We start from the raw sequence: 17,497 nt of genomic DNA on the forward strand, positions 1-17,497 counted from the left end.
TGAGGATCAAAGTAATTCAAATGAGATATCGCATTGGGGCACAGAAATGTTACTAGATATACCTGCAAATTCGACTTGCACTCGTATTCAACAGGTATTAGAAGGCTTAACCAACGCGCAGCGTACTTAAGGTTTCTCTATGCGTGCCTTGCGCTGACGTGCTGGCGGCGGCGCACCAACGTGCTCTTCGTTTCTTAATCGCGCCAACTCAACCTGCTTTTGGCGATCGCGAAAGCGCTTTTTTTGGTCCTCTGTTACCACATCAAAACACGCTGGGCAGGTCACACCTTCTTCGTAGTACTCACTAGCTTTATCCGCACTGTTTATTGGCCGGCGACAACCGTGGCAAAGATCATGTTCGCCGATTTGCAGACCATGGGTGACAGCGACGCGGTTATCAAAGACAAAGCACTCCCCCTGCCACAAGCTTTCCTGTTCGGGGATTTCTTCTAGGTACTTTAGAATTCCGCCCTCTAAGTGGTAAACCTCGTCGAAACCCTCGTGCTTCATAAAGGCCGACGCCTTTTCACAGCGAATACCACCGGTGCAAAACATCGCCACTTTCTTGTGCTTTTGCGGGTCGTAGTGCTCGCGCACATATTCGGGAAACTCTCTAAAACTAGTCGTTTTAGGATCGACTGCGCCGCGAAAACTGCCAATTTCAACCTCGTAATCATTGCGGGTATCGATAAGGAATACTTCGGGGTCTGAAATCAAAGCGTTCCAATCTGCAGGCTTCACATAGCTGCCCACGACCTCATTGGGATCAATACCGTCGACCCCCATCGTGACAATTTCTTTCTTCAACTTCACCTTCATTCGGTAGAAAGGTTGGTTCGTGTCGAAGGACTCTTTGTGGCTGAGATTTGCTAGACGACTGTCTGCACGCAAGTAGTCGAGTACTGTATCAATGCCCTGGCGCGAGCCAGCAATCGTGCCATTTACACCTTCATTTGCCAGTAGCAGGGTGCCTTTGACACCAGCTTGAATACAAACCTCTAACAGCGGTTCGCGAATCTCGTGGTAATCAGGAATGCTAACAAACTTATATAATGCCGCGACAACGAACTGATCCATATGCTTTTTAACCTTGTTCCTTTTTACTGCCACCCAAGCAATTTGGCGACTCGGGGGCCGGCGCCGCTCTGCTCTGCCACTCCTCCGGACTGTAGGTGTGCATTGCCAGGGCATGAACCGGCCCGGCCAACTCCTCCGCAAGTAGTTGGTATACACTCTGCTGACGCGCAACTTTGCGCTTGGCACTGAACACCGAAGCGACGATCACTAACTTAAAATGGGTTTCAGAATTTGGCGGTACGCTGTGCATGTGGCTTTCGTTAACCACTTCGAGGTACTGCGGGTTTAAAGCCGCAGCCAGCTTACTGGTAATGCTTTCTTGAATAACCGACATAGGAACTCCGCGCGTATAAATCGGCGTGTATTATACACGCCTAGTCGACTTCTTGCCCTTTTCCGCCGCAGCGCGCATTGCCGCGAGATAGGCACGATTCGCCCACACACCCAGCATTTCTGGATCATCCAGCGCTTCTTCAGGTGTTTGATAATACGACAGTGCGATTTCCTTGTTTCCTCGAGGATACGTAAAAGGCGGCAAACCCAGCGCCTCAAAGTCACGCTTGCTATCGCTATCAATTTTCAAATATAGGGTGTCTTCCATAATCAAGCCAAACATCAGGCCCTCTAAAAACACGCCGTAACCGCCAAACATCTTGCGACCGACGACTGGACCAATTAACTGTAATTGATCCACAAGATAGCTGATAAACGCAGATTGAGATGCCATAAAACGACTCCGCTAGGCGGCGAGTTCAGCTAAATTGAGCTGGCCTAAACGTTCGGCCAACACCTCTAAATCGGACGCTAAGCCCCAACGCATATAAGCGAGGTCATCGCATTGATAAACCCGCACTGACAGGCCAACTTGATAGCACTCAGCTTGCAGGCGTTGAGCGCGGGCCAAGGGCATAATTAAGGTAATGAACAGAGCTGTACTCACACAGCGTACGTCGCAATCGGCGAACGTTGCTGCGAGCAATTCTTTTTGTGCCTGAGATGCCTCTGCTAATTTACTCCGCATCTGCCCCTGCCACTCGACATCCGCCAAGGCGCGATGCCCTATCCACTGTGCGGCGCCGCTCACCGTCCAGGGTCCAAGACGGCGATCTAACTCGGATAATAAATCGGACTCCGCGATCACAAAGCCTAAGCGAAGCCCAGGTAATCCAAAAAACTTGCCAATTGAACGCAGTAAAACAATACCCGGCTCCCCTGCTAATGCCGATACATCGCTCTCTGGATTGCCGTCGCCAAAAGCCTGATCGACTACAAGCAAGCCATTGGCCGGCAAAAGTGAGCGCCAATAACGAATGTCATCTATCGACACTTGCTCCGCACTTGGGTTATTAGGGCTAATGAGCACTAAATGTGTAATGGCGTCTCGGCGAATTTGCTCGGCTACTGTGTCGCGTTCGCTACAATCAAAGCACAGCACTTCATGCCCCGCCAATTGCCAGCGATAACGGTGTTCTTCGTAGCCAACCTTTGCTAGCAACACGCGTCCCTTGGCAGCAAGGTAAGGTAATTCTTGAATCAGCGGCTGACTGCCAGCCGTCGCCAATAAGCAGTGTGCCGGTACACCATAGTACGCCGCTGCCGCTGACTGTAGCGCCTCACTAAAATACGGCAGTTTTGAGTAGCACTCGACTGGCGGTGTGGGAACCGGCCACAGCCAGGGATTCACCCCCGTTGCCAGATCTAGCATTGGCTGAGCGGAAGCACTCGCTGGTATATTGCGCGGATCACCACCGTGACTAGGTGCCACATACCGAGAGTCGCTCACAACAGGCCTCCGACAAGTGCCATAACAACAAGCCACAGCAGTAATTGTTTATTAATCAAGACGATACTACGCTCCAAATCACCCGCTTTAGGTGCCACACCACAGCCCAATATCGGTCGCTCTGTGGTTTCGCCGTGATACGTCGCCACGCCACCTAAGTTGATGTTTAAGGCTGCGGCACCGCTGGCCATAACGGCGCCGGCATTGATGCTTTTCCACCGCCACCCCTGGCTGAACCAGCATCTAAAGCCACGTTTAGACAGCGCTAAAACACTAAACCCAAACGAAGTAAGCTGGGCGGGAATAAAATTTAACACATCGTCGCTGCGGGCAGCCCACCAACCAAAATAGCGATAGCGGGCATTTTTGTAACCCCACATCGCATCCAGGGTATTAGCCAAACGATGCAAAACTACCCCAGCAGGGCCAGCTAACACATACCAAAGCATGGACCCAAATAAGGCGTCACTGCTATTCTCTAGACTGGTCTCCAAACCAGCCGATAGGATTTGGTCGCTGTTTAACTCCGCCGTATCACGACTGACTAGATAGCTTATTTTCAAGCGCGCTTCAGCTAAGTCGTCGGCGGCTAAGGCCCGATCGACTGGACGAATATGCTCGCACAAACTGCGCCAGCCTATCGCCGAGTAGAGCACAAGGCTATCGACTAAAAACACCAATGGCGCCGAAAATTGCTGAAGGTAATCACGAAATAAGCACACTAGAATTACCGGTGGCAGAACCAATATGCTCCACGCGAAAACACCTAAGCCGCGCTTCAGCAAATCAGAATTTACTCGATTTAAGCCGAGCTCGACCCACTTCGCCAAATACCCAAAGCCTACTAAAGGGTGAAAACGCCGCGGTTCGCCGAAAACACGATCCAAGCACAGCGCGCTAAACCAAACCATGGCAATGTACATTGCACTACTCACTATCCGGCGCTACCCATCAAAACCATCAAAGCGGCAAACGCCTTATTTATGACCATTTGATCATTTACACCACAGGATGGGAAATCCATAGCTTACTCATTCACACTGACTGCGACCTAGCTCTGAGAACCCGAGGTCAAAATCATGCAGGCAAACAGCCACTGGCAGGACAATCAGCAAAAGCAGGATATTGTGGCGGGGACTTTAATGAACTCTATAAAGGTGGTCAACCGCTAAGACCATTCAAACTCAGACGCCTAAACGATAAAAGGCAGCGGCATTGTCCCAAAGGACTTTTTTAGCGGCAACATCGCCGAGGGCGTTGCCTATAATTTCAATATCAACGGGATTAAAAGCCCGCGGTGAGCGAGTTGACGGGAGGTCTGTACCAAACATCAAGGCATCGGGATTGATTTCAAACAAGCGCTTTATAGCTTGGCTGACAGCAAAATCGACCCGACCGAATCCTGTTGCTTTCACTTTGGCACCACTTTCAGCCAGTTGATACAGCAACGGTAAGCCTTCTTTTGATAAACCCAGATGATCAATACTGATGGCGGGAAGTTTGCAAAGCTTACCAGCAAGATCTGTTAGCGATTTACAATCAGCATAGATTTCAATATGCCATCCCAATAAATCGTATACGCGATGAGCAAACTCACATAGATAGGCGCTACTCTCAGAACCACCACGCCGCAAATTAAATCTCACCGCGCGCACGCCATGGCTGGCAAGCAACAACAGATCTTCATCGCTTACCGAATACGGCAGCTGTGTAACGCCAACAAAGGTCGGCCCCAAAGCAGCGAGCGCAGTGATTAAATAACTTTGATCAAAACTCTGAAAGGAACCAGAAACAACTGCGCCACCGCCAACACCTAAAGCCGCGGTTTGGCCAACATAGTCGTCTACTGTAAACGCATCAGGCAAAAACCCATCATTGCTGACGAGAGGGAACGCGGGGTCAATAATATGTAGATGGGCATCAAAAATCATGTGCTGCATACCGCTCTCACCTCCGCCAGCAGTATTTCCGCCTGCGTATCCGCTACTTTTATTATTAATTTTTAGGCATTCCGTGAAGCCCATCAACATTCGCAGATTTAAAGGATAAAAGCAATGCTCAAAGAACGTCGGTATCAATCGCGGCTAAACGTGTCTTAGCCTCTATCCACTGGGACATATACTGGTGACTTTTTAAGGTCTGGTGACGCAGCATAATACTATTAAAATGGCTTTGGCGATGCGATTCTAGACGGCTCAGCAATAGGTCTACACGCTGTTCAAACAAAGGCAAATACACATCGCGATCAAAGCGCGAAGCAATTAAATTTTTACCTGCAAACTGCGCTATCTGCCAGTCATTTGCTGACTGATATAGCTGTATCGCCGCTGCGGCAAATTGATCTGCAAAGGCATCAGAATATGGTGGCAAACCACCTACCACCGCCCCGCTCCACGGCATATCACCACCCATTCCCTCGGCACCAATATCACTTGTTACCGATGGCGTACCACACTCCATTGCTTCCAGTAGCTTACCTTTTTGGCCCGCGCCAAAGCGCAAAGGAGCCAGACATAAACGCGCGCAGCCCACCACCTCGGCTGCACTTTTTGCCCAGCCTTTAATTAAGAACCCGAGTTTGTCATTGTGCAGCTGCTGGGCCTTAGGTGGTGGATAGGCACCGTAAATATGACACTCAACCTTAGGTAGAGATTGGCGAATTTTGGGCCATATAGCCGTCCGCAAATACTGCACCGCATCCCAGTTTGGCGCGTGGCGAAAATTGCCTATCACAACGCAATGTTCACGCCTGTCGAACCCCGACCATGTCGCCACGTCCTCGTCATTCAAGGTCGAAAGCAAGGGCAAATAATGTAATATGTCAGCTGCTACGCCATAGGTATTTTGCAATAGCACGAGTTCGTATTCAGAAATGATCAGACTGAGATCACAGCGCCAAATGGCTGCGATTTCACGCTGCGCTAGCTCACTATAAAGATCGCTGCGCTGCACATCGCGACCTTGTTTTAAAGCTTGATGTCGAGCGTGACGCAGGCAGTGTAAATCTTCGGTATCTAATATACGCAGTGCTGACTCGCAGCTGCGCTCAATACGCCAGCCAAATTGCTCCTCGGTAAAAAACCGATCGAACAACACGATATCGGGCTGTAATCCGCTAACAAACTCATCAAAACTCGCGCAATTTAAGACAATGTCTACCGCATTCACGCCCATTTCGCTTAGATCAACACTGTGCTCGCTGCGCTGAGCCGCGCTCGCGAAGGTCAACCTCGCTCCACGACGCTTAAACACCGAGATCAAATCTATCATTCGACGCCCGGCAGCAGAGGAGTTTGGCTCGGGCCAAACATAGCCGATAATTAGCACGTTCAAGGACGAATCCGGAGCATCGAGGTTTGCATTATGCGAGAGATCAGTCATATTTTTGCTTAATCAGCCTCGGCGCAATAATTTATAAAACCTTCATTTTCAAGTGCGAAGCCCTGTTCCGCAGCAAGCTCCCAAGGTCGCTCGCATTGCGCGGTATACTCACACCATGAATAGCCAGCCGACCGAATACAGCCTTTTACGTCGCGGTCACCGCCAACAACACGTGATTCGGTATTTGATTGATGTGGTAAAGGTTGGTTAGAACAAGCACTCAGCAGAGTAAACAACGCGAACAGAACAAGTATGGGAAACATTTTCTAAACCCTCAAAACAGCAACGACAAACTCAGCCCACTATTTCTAAAGTGCCTGATGTGCGCAAATAATTAATCAAAATCACTGTAGGGAATTGGCGGCTCCGGTGGCGTCCATATTGGCTGCCAGCGATCATTAAACGTATACTTTGCGTACATCACCACATGGTTTGGCTCATAAAAATCTGCGCGCTGTATATCTGCAGCCAAACCAACATACCAGCGTTTACTGACTCTCTTTTCCAGAGCAGCCTCAAGTGAGTAACCAAAACCACCACCGGATGAACTGCCTGTCCCGAGTAGATAAGGCGCATCTTCGCTAGACCAAGAATTGGAGATAGAGGCGCCTAAAAGATATGACCATTTAGAACCGTGTCGGCCAAAATATCGAACTGGCAATGACACCGAGATATAATTTTGTGGACTGAAATAAGAACCATGCTGAAGGGTATCTTCGCTTAAATTTTTGTCGTACTGAAAATGCAATACATTCAAACCAACGCGAAATTTACGATCCTCCTCGTCTATCAACCGATGATAGACACCCCCCAGTAAACCAATTCGCGTGTTGTCTGCGACCTGATTGCCCGTAATTAAGTGATATTGCAAGCTTGCCCAATAGCCGTTGGCACCACCAAGATCATAGCTCAAGCCCAATTTTGCACCACTTAGAATGACGCCCCCCCACTCGGCTCCTGCAAAATTAGCGCCTAAGGGCACCTCCATTCCAGCATAGGATAGTGTCGAGCTCACTTCTGGTCTCTGCGATAAAACCGCATTCCAGCCGACGTCTCCGAGGCTGCCTTTTACTCCTGCACTACCGACAATATTAGACTCGCGAAAACCGATTGGCGTAGTCCCAATATCGGCATGCCAGGTGTCCGCCTCCCAACCGATACCAATTGCCATACCGCGAGCGGATTCCGAAAATGGTAGGCGCGTTATTGTTGTCGGTGGCGAGGCACCTGGTTCCAGGTAATCGACTGTGCCAGACTTAGCGCTGACATAATCTACGCGGAATAATAAATGACCATCTAAGGACGGCACTGGCCAGCGCACTTCTACCGGAATTTGCGATGTCGTATCACTACCGCTACGGAAATTGTGGTCTATACCGAATTTAATGTAGCCGTCACGCCTTTCACGAATGTCATCAATCGTCGATTTAACACTACTCGTTAACCAGTAGTCATCGTCAGCTAACTGATAGAGTTGTTTTTGACTCAGCTGCTGTGTTGCTAGAGCTGGGTTGTCTTCTACCCTCACCTGCTGCAATGCGGCATAGGCATATTTTTCACTGGCATCCCAATCCCGCGCAGACTTTTCCAGCAACATCGCCTGGCGAAGCTGCTGCGCACTTAGGTCACCCCGGGTTTCTAACAGCGTCATATATCTATCGCGTTCCGATGTCGCATCAGCGTCATGTAGCAGCTGAGCGATGTCTATAATGTCACCGGAACTGAGCGAATCACCATCCTGTAGTATTGCATCGCTCTGTGCACTTAGCTCAGCTTGATTGGCCATTTTTACTGACATTTTTAATAAACTAATACGTGCCGACAATTGACCGGCGCCGGTGTGTTCCGCTGCGCGCTGATACATCGAATACGCAATAATCATATCGCCACGTTCGGTGTAATATTTCGCTCTTGCGAGATCATACTCAAGGGACAAATCATCTAACTGCGCCTGCTCCGCCGGCGAGTCCGACTCAGCACGCAAACGCTGCTGCCAACGCATAAACTGGTCGAACTGGTCTAAAGATAATAGTAAACGACCGTAGTCTAATTGCGATTCGAATGCCCATGAATCCTCGGGTACTAATCGGCGCGCGATATCCTCAGCTCGCTCTCGCTCATCCAGATCAACACACATTTCTGCCAAGCGCAGCAGCGCAATTGCTTGCGACTGGTATTGGCTTATCAACTGATCAAGCTGCCGGCTGCGCTCCACAGAGTTATCACTAATCGGCGCCTGCATACCCGCCAAATTTTGCTCCAACGATAGGCGCATTAAATTACTTTGCATTGCGGCACTGCGCTGATCAGCGGGAATACTCTCCAATACCGACACCGCACGCTTTACATCGCCGCGAGCAGATAAATACAAACCATAGGCAAAGCGCATTTCAGCGCTCTTATCTTTATCTGCCCAATCCGCCATAAGGGCATCACCGCGAGCTTGTTCCCCCACTGTTACTAAGCCATTTGCTAAATCAGAACGTTGCCACGGTGACCTTGGCTGCCTCGCAAGAACACGATTAATCGCCGCAATGTAGCCGTCGCGATTGCGTTGCGGATTAATTCCGGCAAGCGCTTCCAAGTCTTCGTCAATTCTAAGGATTTGCAATTGCTCGGCAATACGCCGTCGCTGTGGCGCGGAGTATTCGGTCTCGGCTAACTCCAAGGCTGCCCGACGACCGCTTACTGCTTGGCGCAATTGCACACGACCCCACAGTGCGCTGCGATTGCTTGAATCACGTCGCAACGCCTCTAAATAATAAACATCGGCGGTTAATGGCTTAGCGTTCGCAATCGCAAGATCCGCTAAACCAACATAGGTTTCCGGATTAGATGGATCGATTTCTAAAGCAATATTCAGCTCTTGTTGGGCCTGCTGATATCTGCCGCTTTTTATATACGCCTCAGCTCTGCGCAAACTTGACCAATAGCTGCTGGCCTTTATCAAGCTAGCCCATTTGCTATTCATATCTGGATTTTGATTGTAGCGCGCCGCATTCTTGAAATAGTGTAAGGCACGATCGTGATCCCCACGCCGCATGTATACGGTGCCGACACCACCGTTCACCTCAGCATCTTCACTGCGACCGCGCAAAGCATAGCGCAGCAGCGGCTCTGCCTCAGTAACTCTATTCGCCTCCAACAAAGCCAAACCTTGTTTTTTTGCTCGGTAATACGGATCCTTCAAACGCTCTCGTTCTTCTGCCTGTAGCTTTAAGACATTGCGGTAACTATTTTGGATATCGAGATCGGCAGGATAGCGCTCAGCCAAAAGCGCATAGTCCGCCAAGACAGCACTGCCTAGCGGCAAGCGTCCAAGCGTTCGCAGCCACGAGTCGGCCGCTCTGCGCCCGAGACCGTCGCCCTGCGCCAATCGTCGATATGTCGCTAACGCCACTGGATCATGCGGGTTTTGCCGACTTTGGAATTCGGCAAGGGTAAGCTCAAGTAAAGCAACATCGGGATATTCGCGATTTAGGTCGATCAAGCGAGATAAGACATACGTTTCCTTGCCTTTGATAACGCTTAAGACATCAAGAAGCTCCAGCTCCAGCTTTAAACTTGGCATACCATCTGGAAAAAGCGCTTTATATATTGCAAGTGCATCACCGTAACGAGCCGCGCGCCGAAAAATACGCGCTTGCTGCAAAGCATTTCGTTTGGAACTCATACTTAAGATGTAGGCTGACAATTGGCGCGTCGCCAAGGAGTCCGGATCAGCTAATTTTCTCGCCGCTAAAATTGCCTTCGCCCGATCCACATCATCATTGATTAAGGCTTTTTGCGCCTGAAAAAAAAACGCCGCAGGATGATTTGGTTCTAGCAACAACAAGCGGTCTAAGGCGCTTTCTAATAAGTCAGGTTTTTCCAGCGCATCGGCCAATTGCATTCGCTTTACTAAATCAGCAACTACCGGGTCATCGCCAAACTTGTCACTTTCATTGCGTTCAAATGCCTGACTATCCACGCTTTCAAAGCCAAATTCAGCCGGCGACGACTGCTCGGAACTAGGTGAAGCACTAAAAAACCACTGATATAGCAAACCGGAAAGTAGCAAGAAGACCGCAAAGTATACCCAACGCCACAACTTCAAGACTGACACCCCGTCTGCCAAGCAGTATGCAGCGCGCCATCCTTAGAAAACTGGAAATAGTTTTGATCCCAACCAACACCAAACAAGGCCAACACCGAACTGTAGTAGCGCTCGTTTTCTGTGGCATTAGCTAGCAAACCAGCGGCGCGTTCGCGCTGCTGGATAAGCGTTTCCTTTTTATCGTACTGTGTCAAAAATGGTAGCAAGGCCGCTGAAAATCCCGCCGGGCCGGTACCTGAATACACACCCGTACTGGTATTAATTTCCTCAGGGGGTCCATCATTTTTCTCTACGGCGTCGGCCATTGGTTTCATCGCCAAAATCAGCGTTGGCTTTTGCGGATGTGAATCGGCTAGCATACCAACCCATAAATAGTTACGAATCGCATCATAACTTCCCACATCCAATACCCAGTTGGCAGCACTGCTCCCAGCAGGTATTTTTACCCAATCGGGGGAATAGCCCTTTGGCATGGATTGTAAGAGTAGCTTATATGCACTCGCAGACACCTTATCCCAGTTTTTTTGCGGATAAAGCGTGGCAAAACGATCTAATATTTGCAGCGGCGCATAGCTCGGATTCACTCGAAACTCGCCATCGCTAGCAAACCCCATTGGGGCCGGTAACAGGCTCAATCCTAAGCTGGGTATATCTACCACTTCATAGCGCCGTATTTGCTCTAGTAATAAATAGCCCAGCGAAGCGTAATAATAGTGATGCCAAAGTCGCCCCGCCTCGATCAAGCTATAGGCGATCCAAAGGTCAGAATCCGACGCTGAATTATTGTCGAGAACACCGTATTTCTTGCCACCCCGCGAGGAGTCTTCTGAATCGAGCCGCCCCCACAACCACGCAGGTAAATAAGCAGCTAGATCGCCTCCCGCCAACTCCCGCTGCGTCCAGCCCAGCACTTGATCAAAACTGCTTCTGTCATTTGCCACCAAAGCAAAAAACATCGCATAAGACTGCCCCTCTGAGGTCGTAATATGACGAGGATCACTGCGATCTATTACCCGGCCATTTTCGATGTAAGCTGCCTTAAACGACTCCCAGTGGGGCCACTCGCAAAGTGGATCAGCCGACGCTGGAAACGCAAGCAGTACACTTATGAACAGCAGAGCATACTTCACTATTCATCCTCGCCCGCACGCAAACGCATCGCCGCAATCTGATTAAGAATTCGCCATATCACGATTACCAACATAGTAATGAGCAATGCTGCGCACGCCAATAAGATGAAAGGATGTTCTGAAAAGTGGTACCAAATTAGCTGCCATATCGGGAGCTTGCCAACATAGTAACGCTCACCAACCAGATAGCTGTTGACCCGGTCTTCGCGAAACACCGCGACCGAACCGAACATCGCCGAAATTTTGCCACTATCGTTAAATGCAGCGCTGACCTTCGCAAGATCATCAGTCGTAGCCGCCATCACTGAAATTACACTCCGACCGGGTGTGTAAGGGGATTCGGCGCCCACCACGGCGGCTAGACCACCTGTAGCACTCACATTCACATTGTCCGCAACTTCATTATCAATTGCGCGGCCATTCTCACCTATATTCAATGACGCTTGGCGATTGCGAACGGGAATAGAGATAACCCGCTCTGTTTCACTCAATATCATCGGCAAGGCATCGGAGTCAGCCATTGCGGTGCGCAGCGCTGGTGTAACACTAATCGCAAGAATATCCTTATCTTTTAATTGTGCCGGAACCCAGTCATTCACGACCTCCACGCCCACCGCCGGATAGCCAGAGCTAGCGCCAATAAAGCCCAATAACTGAAGATAGGTTTCTATCTCTCTGGTGTTTAGCTCACTGGGAAGCACTACAACTGTTTCGCTTAAATCCGCCATGCGTGTAAATGGAAAGCCCGCGTTTGCAAATGCACGCAAGCTCGGCATCTCGATGTAGTGCGGGTAGCCAGAAAAGTCCAAGCTAGAACTGCCGTCTACTACCGCGTTTGGCGGCGCTGCCGGAACGGTTTTACAAGCCCCATTGCTGACACTAGAGAAAGCAAACTGAAATTCTAACTGATTCTTACTGCCGACTTTAAACGCCGGAATTCGAACCAGTTCACCACCGGCAAGACTATCGGCAACAAGTGGAATTCGAACTCGATTTTCGCTGCCACTGACACCACTTTTAGTTAAATTAAATGCCTCTACAAACTGCTTATTAATCGACACACTCATACGCGAGCCGTCGTAATCCTCCGACATCGGAGAGTAGCGATACTCCAGATCCATTGGAATTCCGCGACTCCGCCAGGTAAATAAATCAGGTGGCAGCTGCAAGTTAATTTTAACCGCTGAGGCATTTCGCCCTACAACTTGTAAGTCCTGCTTATTATTGACTAATTCAGAGAACAAGACCTTTCTATCTGTGCGCACCCAATTTGGCGCATCGTAAGGCCTACGCGGCTTAATTTGCAGCGCCCTATTTATCTCCGCCAACGATCCAGTAAGTAGCGAATTCCCCAATGCCAAACCCTTTACGGCCGTTAACAATTCTGAAGTATCGCTGCCCATGATAAGCAAAAGCTTGCTATAGGGATTCTCAGGATGACTAATAAGCTGCAGAGTGGGTTTATTTACAGGCGGAAAATCCTTTAAAAATGCCGGCCGCTGGTCGTTTGTCATGAAAACCAAGGCGTGCTGTTGCTGGTTAGGCACAGCATCAATCTGCACTGGAAACTCAGCGCCGCGCCACTGCGACAGAGCGCCAAAATAAGAGGCGGTGATACCGGCAGACTTAACGAGTTCAATACTGGGGGAATTGGGCAGAACCACCGGCAATACTAATTTCGTAAATTCCCTTTCATCAAAAAACGGCGCGGGAAGAAAGCCCAGTTCATTGCGTAGGCGAATTTTTTGCGACGTGATACGCAAGCGACTACTTTTACTTATCTCTGCCCAAATACTTTGATCGTCAGGATTCCAACATTCAAGGTCCAGGTGGCCAACAAGCTCAATGCGAATCTGGTTATAATTTGCAAAATACCGCGAATCCAACGGTATTGTTGCACCGCTCATCTGCCCCTGTTTGCCTTCTTCGACGGCAATAACCTTCATTAATTCCTGATTAAAATACACCTTTAGATGGGAATATTTCGCCTGCAGGGCCGGTGAACTAGTAAAACGTAGATCGAACTCCCCGCCGGTAATCACTTCATCGAGCCGCGAGCCAAAGCCGATATGGGTGTCGCTTTTACTGCCTTGCAATTCAATCGAGCCGCCATAACCGATATCACTTAGCGGAAAGTCACGCTCTATAATCGGAGGCTCTTCGTCGACCAATGTCGACAACGGTTCTCCGTAGGAAAACGGTGAAAGCATTATTAGCGCTAACACGAAGATATCTATAATACGGACTCTAGCAATACTCATAGCTGTTCTGCTCTCGGCAACGCTTTTCTAGGACTAAAGGAAGATAAATATTTAAAACGCCTCACCAACCACCGCGCTATATCGGGAAATGGCCGCGGCGCCAAGGCAAATAGACGTCGATAGCCGTATACCGCAGCGCGGAAAACCGCAGCCATACTTGCCATTGGACGATCATAGTCATAGGAATCCTGCCACTTCACCCAGGTATCTGCTCGGGCGAAGGTACACTGCACAAAATCAGTCATTTGTTCGGTACTCAGCGGTTTCAGATGCAAGCCCATAGCATTATCTAGGGTGTAAACACTGCGCATTGGAAAGGTAAACTCGCGATTAGCTCGCATTAAAATAATGTCAATATCGAACTGGCCACGGGGCAATCTACTCATGTCCTGCACGGCAACTCGAAGGCCTTCTAGTGAAAAATCCATCACAGTCGCCTGAATGAGATGACCACTATTCAACCTCACCTTCGCGGGTATATTCGTGTCTACTCGATGGACTCGACGTACCTGTTTCATTTCTGAGGCAACGGCAACCGCACTGCCAATAATCAAAACGTTGTAGAGCGTCCAGGTCATATTGACGATAACAGCGCCGATTTCGTTCTCCGGACCATTAAAATAACGATATAAACCAAAACCCAAACCTATAAAATTGGCGAGAACAAGTAACATATACGGTTTAGATATAACCCAATCGTAATAGGAGTTTTCGACTAGGCCGCCCTTTGCGGTAACATTGAAACTACCTTTTTTAGGTGCAAACAGAGCGACTGTGGTTGGTCGCGCAATATACCAAGACAGAACAACCTCATAGACTTCACCCCAAAAGGAATAGCGATATTTTCCCTGCATCCGCGAATTGGTAATACTGGAATGCAGTATATGAGGCAGTACATACAAGACCAGAACCATCGCCGGCGCGTATATTACATAGGCGTGAAAAATCAAAAAGGCCAATGGCGCCGTTAAGAATATCAAGCGCGGAATACCCGACAAAAAGTGCAGCATTGCGTTTAAATAACAGAGCCGTTGCTGCCATTTTAGTCCTGGGCCAAACAGCGGATTATCGGTTCGCAGTATCTGCGCCATCCCCCTCGCCCACCGAATACGCTGACCTATATGTGCCGACAAGGTTTCGGTGGCCAAACCCGCCGACAGTGGCGCTCGTAAATAGGCAGAGTGGTATCCGCGACGATGCAATCGCAAGGATGTATGGGCGTCCTCGGTTACCGTCTCTACGGCGATACCGCCTACCTCCTCTAATGGTCCGCGCCGCAATATTGCACAGGAGCCGCAGAAAAAGGTGCTATTCCAGAGGTCATTACCATCTTGTATTAAGCCGTAAAATAGCCCGCCTTCGTTCGGCACTTTTCGGAAGTTAGACAAATTGCGCTCAAAGGGGTCCGGCGAAAAAAAGTGGTGTGGTGTCTGTATTAATGCGAGTTTCGGATCCTTTAAAAACCAGCCCATACTTATTTGTAAAAAAACACGGGTGGGAATGTGGTCACAATCAAATATCGCGACATATTCACCGCTGGTTTGTGCCAAGGCGTAATTGATGTTGCCCGCTTTCGCGTGATTATTGGTCGGCCGCCGGATATAGCCCACACCAACTTCTGCGGCAAAGTCTTTGAAACTATCGCGCTTGCCATCATCCAGAATATGAATATGTAGCTTCTCTTTAGGCCAGTCTAAGCCCAAGCAGGCGTATACCGTTGCCCGCACGACACTCAAATCCTCATTATATGAAGGAATCATAATGTCGACACTTGGCCATTCGCGAGAGTCAGCGGGTAAGGCGACGGTGCCTCGGTGCAGCGGCCGGATGTTTTGCACATAACCCAACAACATAACAAGCCAGGCGTAGGCCTCCGCCATTAGCAAACCAATGCCAAAAACCAGCCCAATTGGGTCATCAAAATTTAAGGTCGAGGTGCAGCGCCACCAGACGTATCTGCCGGAAACAAGCAGTGATATCCCCACCATTAACATCAGCGGCAGGTGGCCGGGAACACGGTTGAGTGCGTATGCAAGAAGGAACAAAAGGCTGACGAAAATAAATTGATCTTCGACTGTCAGTGGCACAGTGAAACTCATCAGCGCCAATATGACTAATAAGACCCCGACTATGGTTCTCGCTAGCGCTGTCAGAAAAACAGGCTTTTTCGATGGTGTCTTACTTGTACTCGTAGATTGCGACTCGAGCTGCTGAATGTAACGGCTCATACTCCGTGTAAGTACATTAGCAAACAGCAGCGCCTTACATTTAGAGATAAAACGCCATAGCAATGTTAAAGGCTCGTCGGAAGGCTGTTCCCCGCCGTCGACACCTATTCGGGTTCGTGCCGGAGGCGACTGCCGAACAACGATTACCCAGCAGAGCTGAATCAGGAATCGAAATAGATCACTAACCCGAGGCCGACTAAAATTGATATGGGGAAAATAGACCAGAGGCAATTTCCAGCTTTCCACACCGGCGATGGTCGGTTTTAGAAACACAAAACACAGGCTCAGCCAGAGCGGGACCACTATAAAGCCGGCCAGTCGAAAGGGTTTAAGTCCACGAAATGCGAGCATTCGGCTAGCGTAATAGCGCCTCATTACCGGTATGAGCTCCGCGGAATTCAACTCGCTGATGTCAACCACCTTAGGCATTTTCAGCGTCCTCACCTAAACGCCCCAAGCACCATAGCGCTAGAGAATGGTAGTCACTGCTCGCCTGGCTGCTAGGCATATACGTGTTAACGGCAGTCATATACGCCGCTGCCTCTGGCACAGCGGTGTCGCGGTGAATAGATGCCGGCAAAACCTGCGCCGCAAATTCTGCTTTTAGCAGTAACTCAATATCCAAACTCAATGCTGAATTGGTATCAACTTCATTGAGAAGATAGAGCTGTTTGTCACCGAGGGTTTCACCATTCAACGCGGCTTGCTTTAGCAGCCGATACGTACCCAAATCTGGATGGGCAACATAGAAACTAAAATCGGCCAGTTCATATATTGCTTGATAACATTCACTAATCAAGTTATCGCTGAGTGCTTGCTGGCGATCCACCGGCATGTCAATCAACACCCACTCGTCCTGTCGCACAGCAAATGTATCCGCAATCGATTTTATCGATGACATCAACACTTCCCGAAATCGCTTGAATTGATAGGGTGCTAGTTCGCCAAATGGCAAAATACGTCGCCCATCACTAGCCTGGAAAGCACATTGTTTCCAATCCGCTCCGGTAGCAATTGCTTGCGCCCAACCACTGACAGACTCTTGAGACACACCAAAGTGCAAGCAGAGCTGATTATCTGGATGCAAATCAATTGATAGGGTCTGCTCGCCTGCATTTTGCAGACTCGCCGCTAAATTTGACACAACCGTCGTTGCGCCAGCGCCACCGCGCTGTCCTGAAATAATAACAAGTGGCACTAGGCAGTTATCCCTATTTTATCATCTTTGCGCAGCGGGGGATGACGCTCCAATCCATTCATATGTGCCAGCGCAGGCCACTTCATCAATATAGAGAGAACGTACTCATTCTCACTCAATTCTTGATACCCGGAGGCATCATCACCAAAGGCGCCATATGCGGTATTAATATCGCGGCTACTATTCGACAACACAGTGCTCCTCACTGTTTTCCAGCATACGTGAAAGATGCGAATTTAGACTAACGATGATACATGCCTGCTTCCAAATAAGCACTTAAGTAGCTACACCAAGCCACTGAAATAGTTTAGTATTTCCAGCATATTAGCTCGAAAAATTGATG

Annotated in this window: 14 protein-coding genes; all 14 read right to left on the reverse strand. The window is 49.3% G+C overall.

Translation table 11 applies throughout. The features are described 5' to 3' along the window. Positions 1-126: 126 nt before the first annotated feature. Entirely contained in the window at positions 127-1,077 is a 951-nt protein-coding gene (gene trhO / locus KXJ70_RS12725; RefSeq protein WP_219043891.1) for an oxygen-dependent tRNA uridine(34) hydroxylase TrhO, read from the reverse strand. A 7-nt stretch (positions 1,078-1,084) separates the two neighbouring features. Continuing rightward, complete coding sequence (locus KXJ70_RS12730; protein ID WP_219043892.1) at positions 1,085-1,411, reverse strand: BolA family protein; 327 nt, start codon at positions 1,409-1,411, stop codon at positions 1,085-1,087. Between the two features lie 30 nt (positions 1,412-1,441). Continuing rightward, complete coding sequence (locus tag KXJ70_RS12735; RefSeq protein WP_219043893.1) at positions 1,442-1,804, reverse strand: TfoX/Sxy family protein; 363 nt, start codon at positions 1,802-1,804, stop codon at positions 1,442-1,444. A gap of 12 nt (positions 1,805-1,816) precedes the next feature. Beyond that, positions 1,817-2,860 carry an aminotransferase class I/II-fold pyridoxal phosphate-dependent enzyme gene (locus KXJ70_RS12740; RefSeq protein WP_219043894.1) on the reverse strand — a complete coding sequence of 348 codons (1,044 nt, stop codon included), beginning with the start codon at positions 2,858-2,860 and terminating at the stop codon, positions 1,817-1,819. Next, positions 2,857-3,795, reverse strand: a complete 939-nt coding sequence (gene cbiB, locus KXJ70_RS12745; protein WP_219043895.1) for an adenosylcobinamide-phosphate synthase CbiB — start codon at positions 3,793-3,795, stop codon at positions 2,857-2,859. Before cbiB ends, KXJ70_RS12740 begins: the two co-directional genes overlap by 4 nt. 249 nt (positions 3,796-4,044) lie before the next feature. Beyond that, the gene (locus tag KXJ70_RS12750) at positions 4,045-4,800 is read right to left on the reverse strand and encodes an amidohydrolase family protein (protein ID WP_219043896.1); all 756 of its coding nucleotides are present in this window, start codon (positions 4,798-4,800) and stop codon (positions 4,045-4,047) included. A gap of 118 nt (positions 4,801-4,918) precedes the next feature. Further along, positions 4,919-6,241, reverse strand: coding sequence for a glycosyltransferase (locus KXJ70_RS12755; protein WP_219043897.1), 1,323 nt, complete (start codon positions 6,239-6,241; stop codon positions 4,919-4,921). Positions 6,242-6,249: 8 nt separating this feature from the next. Continuing rightward, complete coding sequence (locus KXJ70_RS12760) at positions 6,250-6,504, reverse strand: hypothetical protein (RefSeq protein WP_219043898.1); 255 nt, start codon at positions 6,502-6,504, stop codon at positions 6,250-6,252. Between the two features lie 71 nt (positions 6,505-6,575). Continuing rightward, positions 6,576-10,337 (reverse strand): cellulose synthase subunit BcsC-related outer membrane protein, encoded by a 3,762-nt coding sequence (locus tag KXJ70_RS12765; RefSeq protein WP_219043899.1) that lies wholly within the window; start codon positions 10,335-10,337, stop codon positions 6,576-6,578. Beyond that, positions 10,334-11,467, reverse strand: a complete 1,134-nt coding sequence (gene bcsZ / locus KXJ70_RS12770) for a cellulose synthase complex periplasmic endoglucanase BcsZ (protein WP_219043900.1) — start codon at positions 11,465-11,467, stop codon at positions 10,334-10,336. The genes KXJ70_RS12765 and bcsZ overlap by 4 nt, the downstream gene beginning before the upstream one ends. Beyond that, positions 11,467-13,728 (reverse strand): cellulose biosynthesis cyclic di-GMP-binding regulatory protein BcsB, encoded by a 2,262-nt coding sequence (gene bcsB, locus KXJ70_RS12775; protein WP_219043901.1) that lies wholly within the window; start codon positions 13,726-13,728, stop codon positions 11,467-11,469. Before bcsB ends, bcsZ begins: the two co-directional genes overlap by 1 nt. Next, positions 13,725-16,385, reverse strand: coding sequence for a UDP-forming cellulose synthase catalytic subunit (gene bcsA, locus KXJ70_RS12780; protein WP_219043902.1), 2,661 nt, complete (start codon positions 16,383-16,385; stop codon positions 13,725-13,727). Before bcsA ends, bcsB begins: the two co-directional genes overlap by 4 nt. After that, on the reverse strand, positions 16,378-17,154 hold the full coding sequence (gene bcsQ, locus KXJ70_RS12785; RefSeq protein WP_219043903.1) for a cellulose biosynthesis protein BcsQ: 777 nt from the start codon (positions 17,152-17,154) through the stop codon (positions 16,378-16,380). Before bcsQ ends, bcsA begins: the two co-directional genes overlap by 8 nt. Then, positions 17,154-17,345: a hypothetical protein gene (locus KXJ70_RS12790; protein WP_219043904.1), complete on the reverse strand. Its 192-nt coding sequence runs from the start codon at positions 17,343-17,345 to the stop codon at positions 17,154-17,156. Before KXJ70_RS12790 ends, bcsQ begins: the two co-directional genes overlap by 1 nt. Positions 17,346-17,497 lie beyond the last annotated feature (152 nt).

Source organism: Zhongshania aquimaris (assembly GCF_019312595.1).
In the GTDB taxonomy this organism is placed as follows: Bacteria; Pseudomonadota; Gammaproteobacteria; order Pseudomonadales; family Spongiibacteraceae; genus Spongiibacter; species Spongiibacter aquimaris.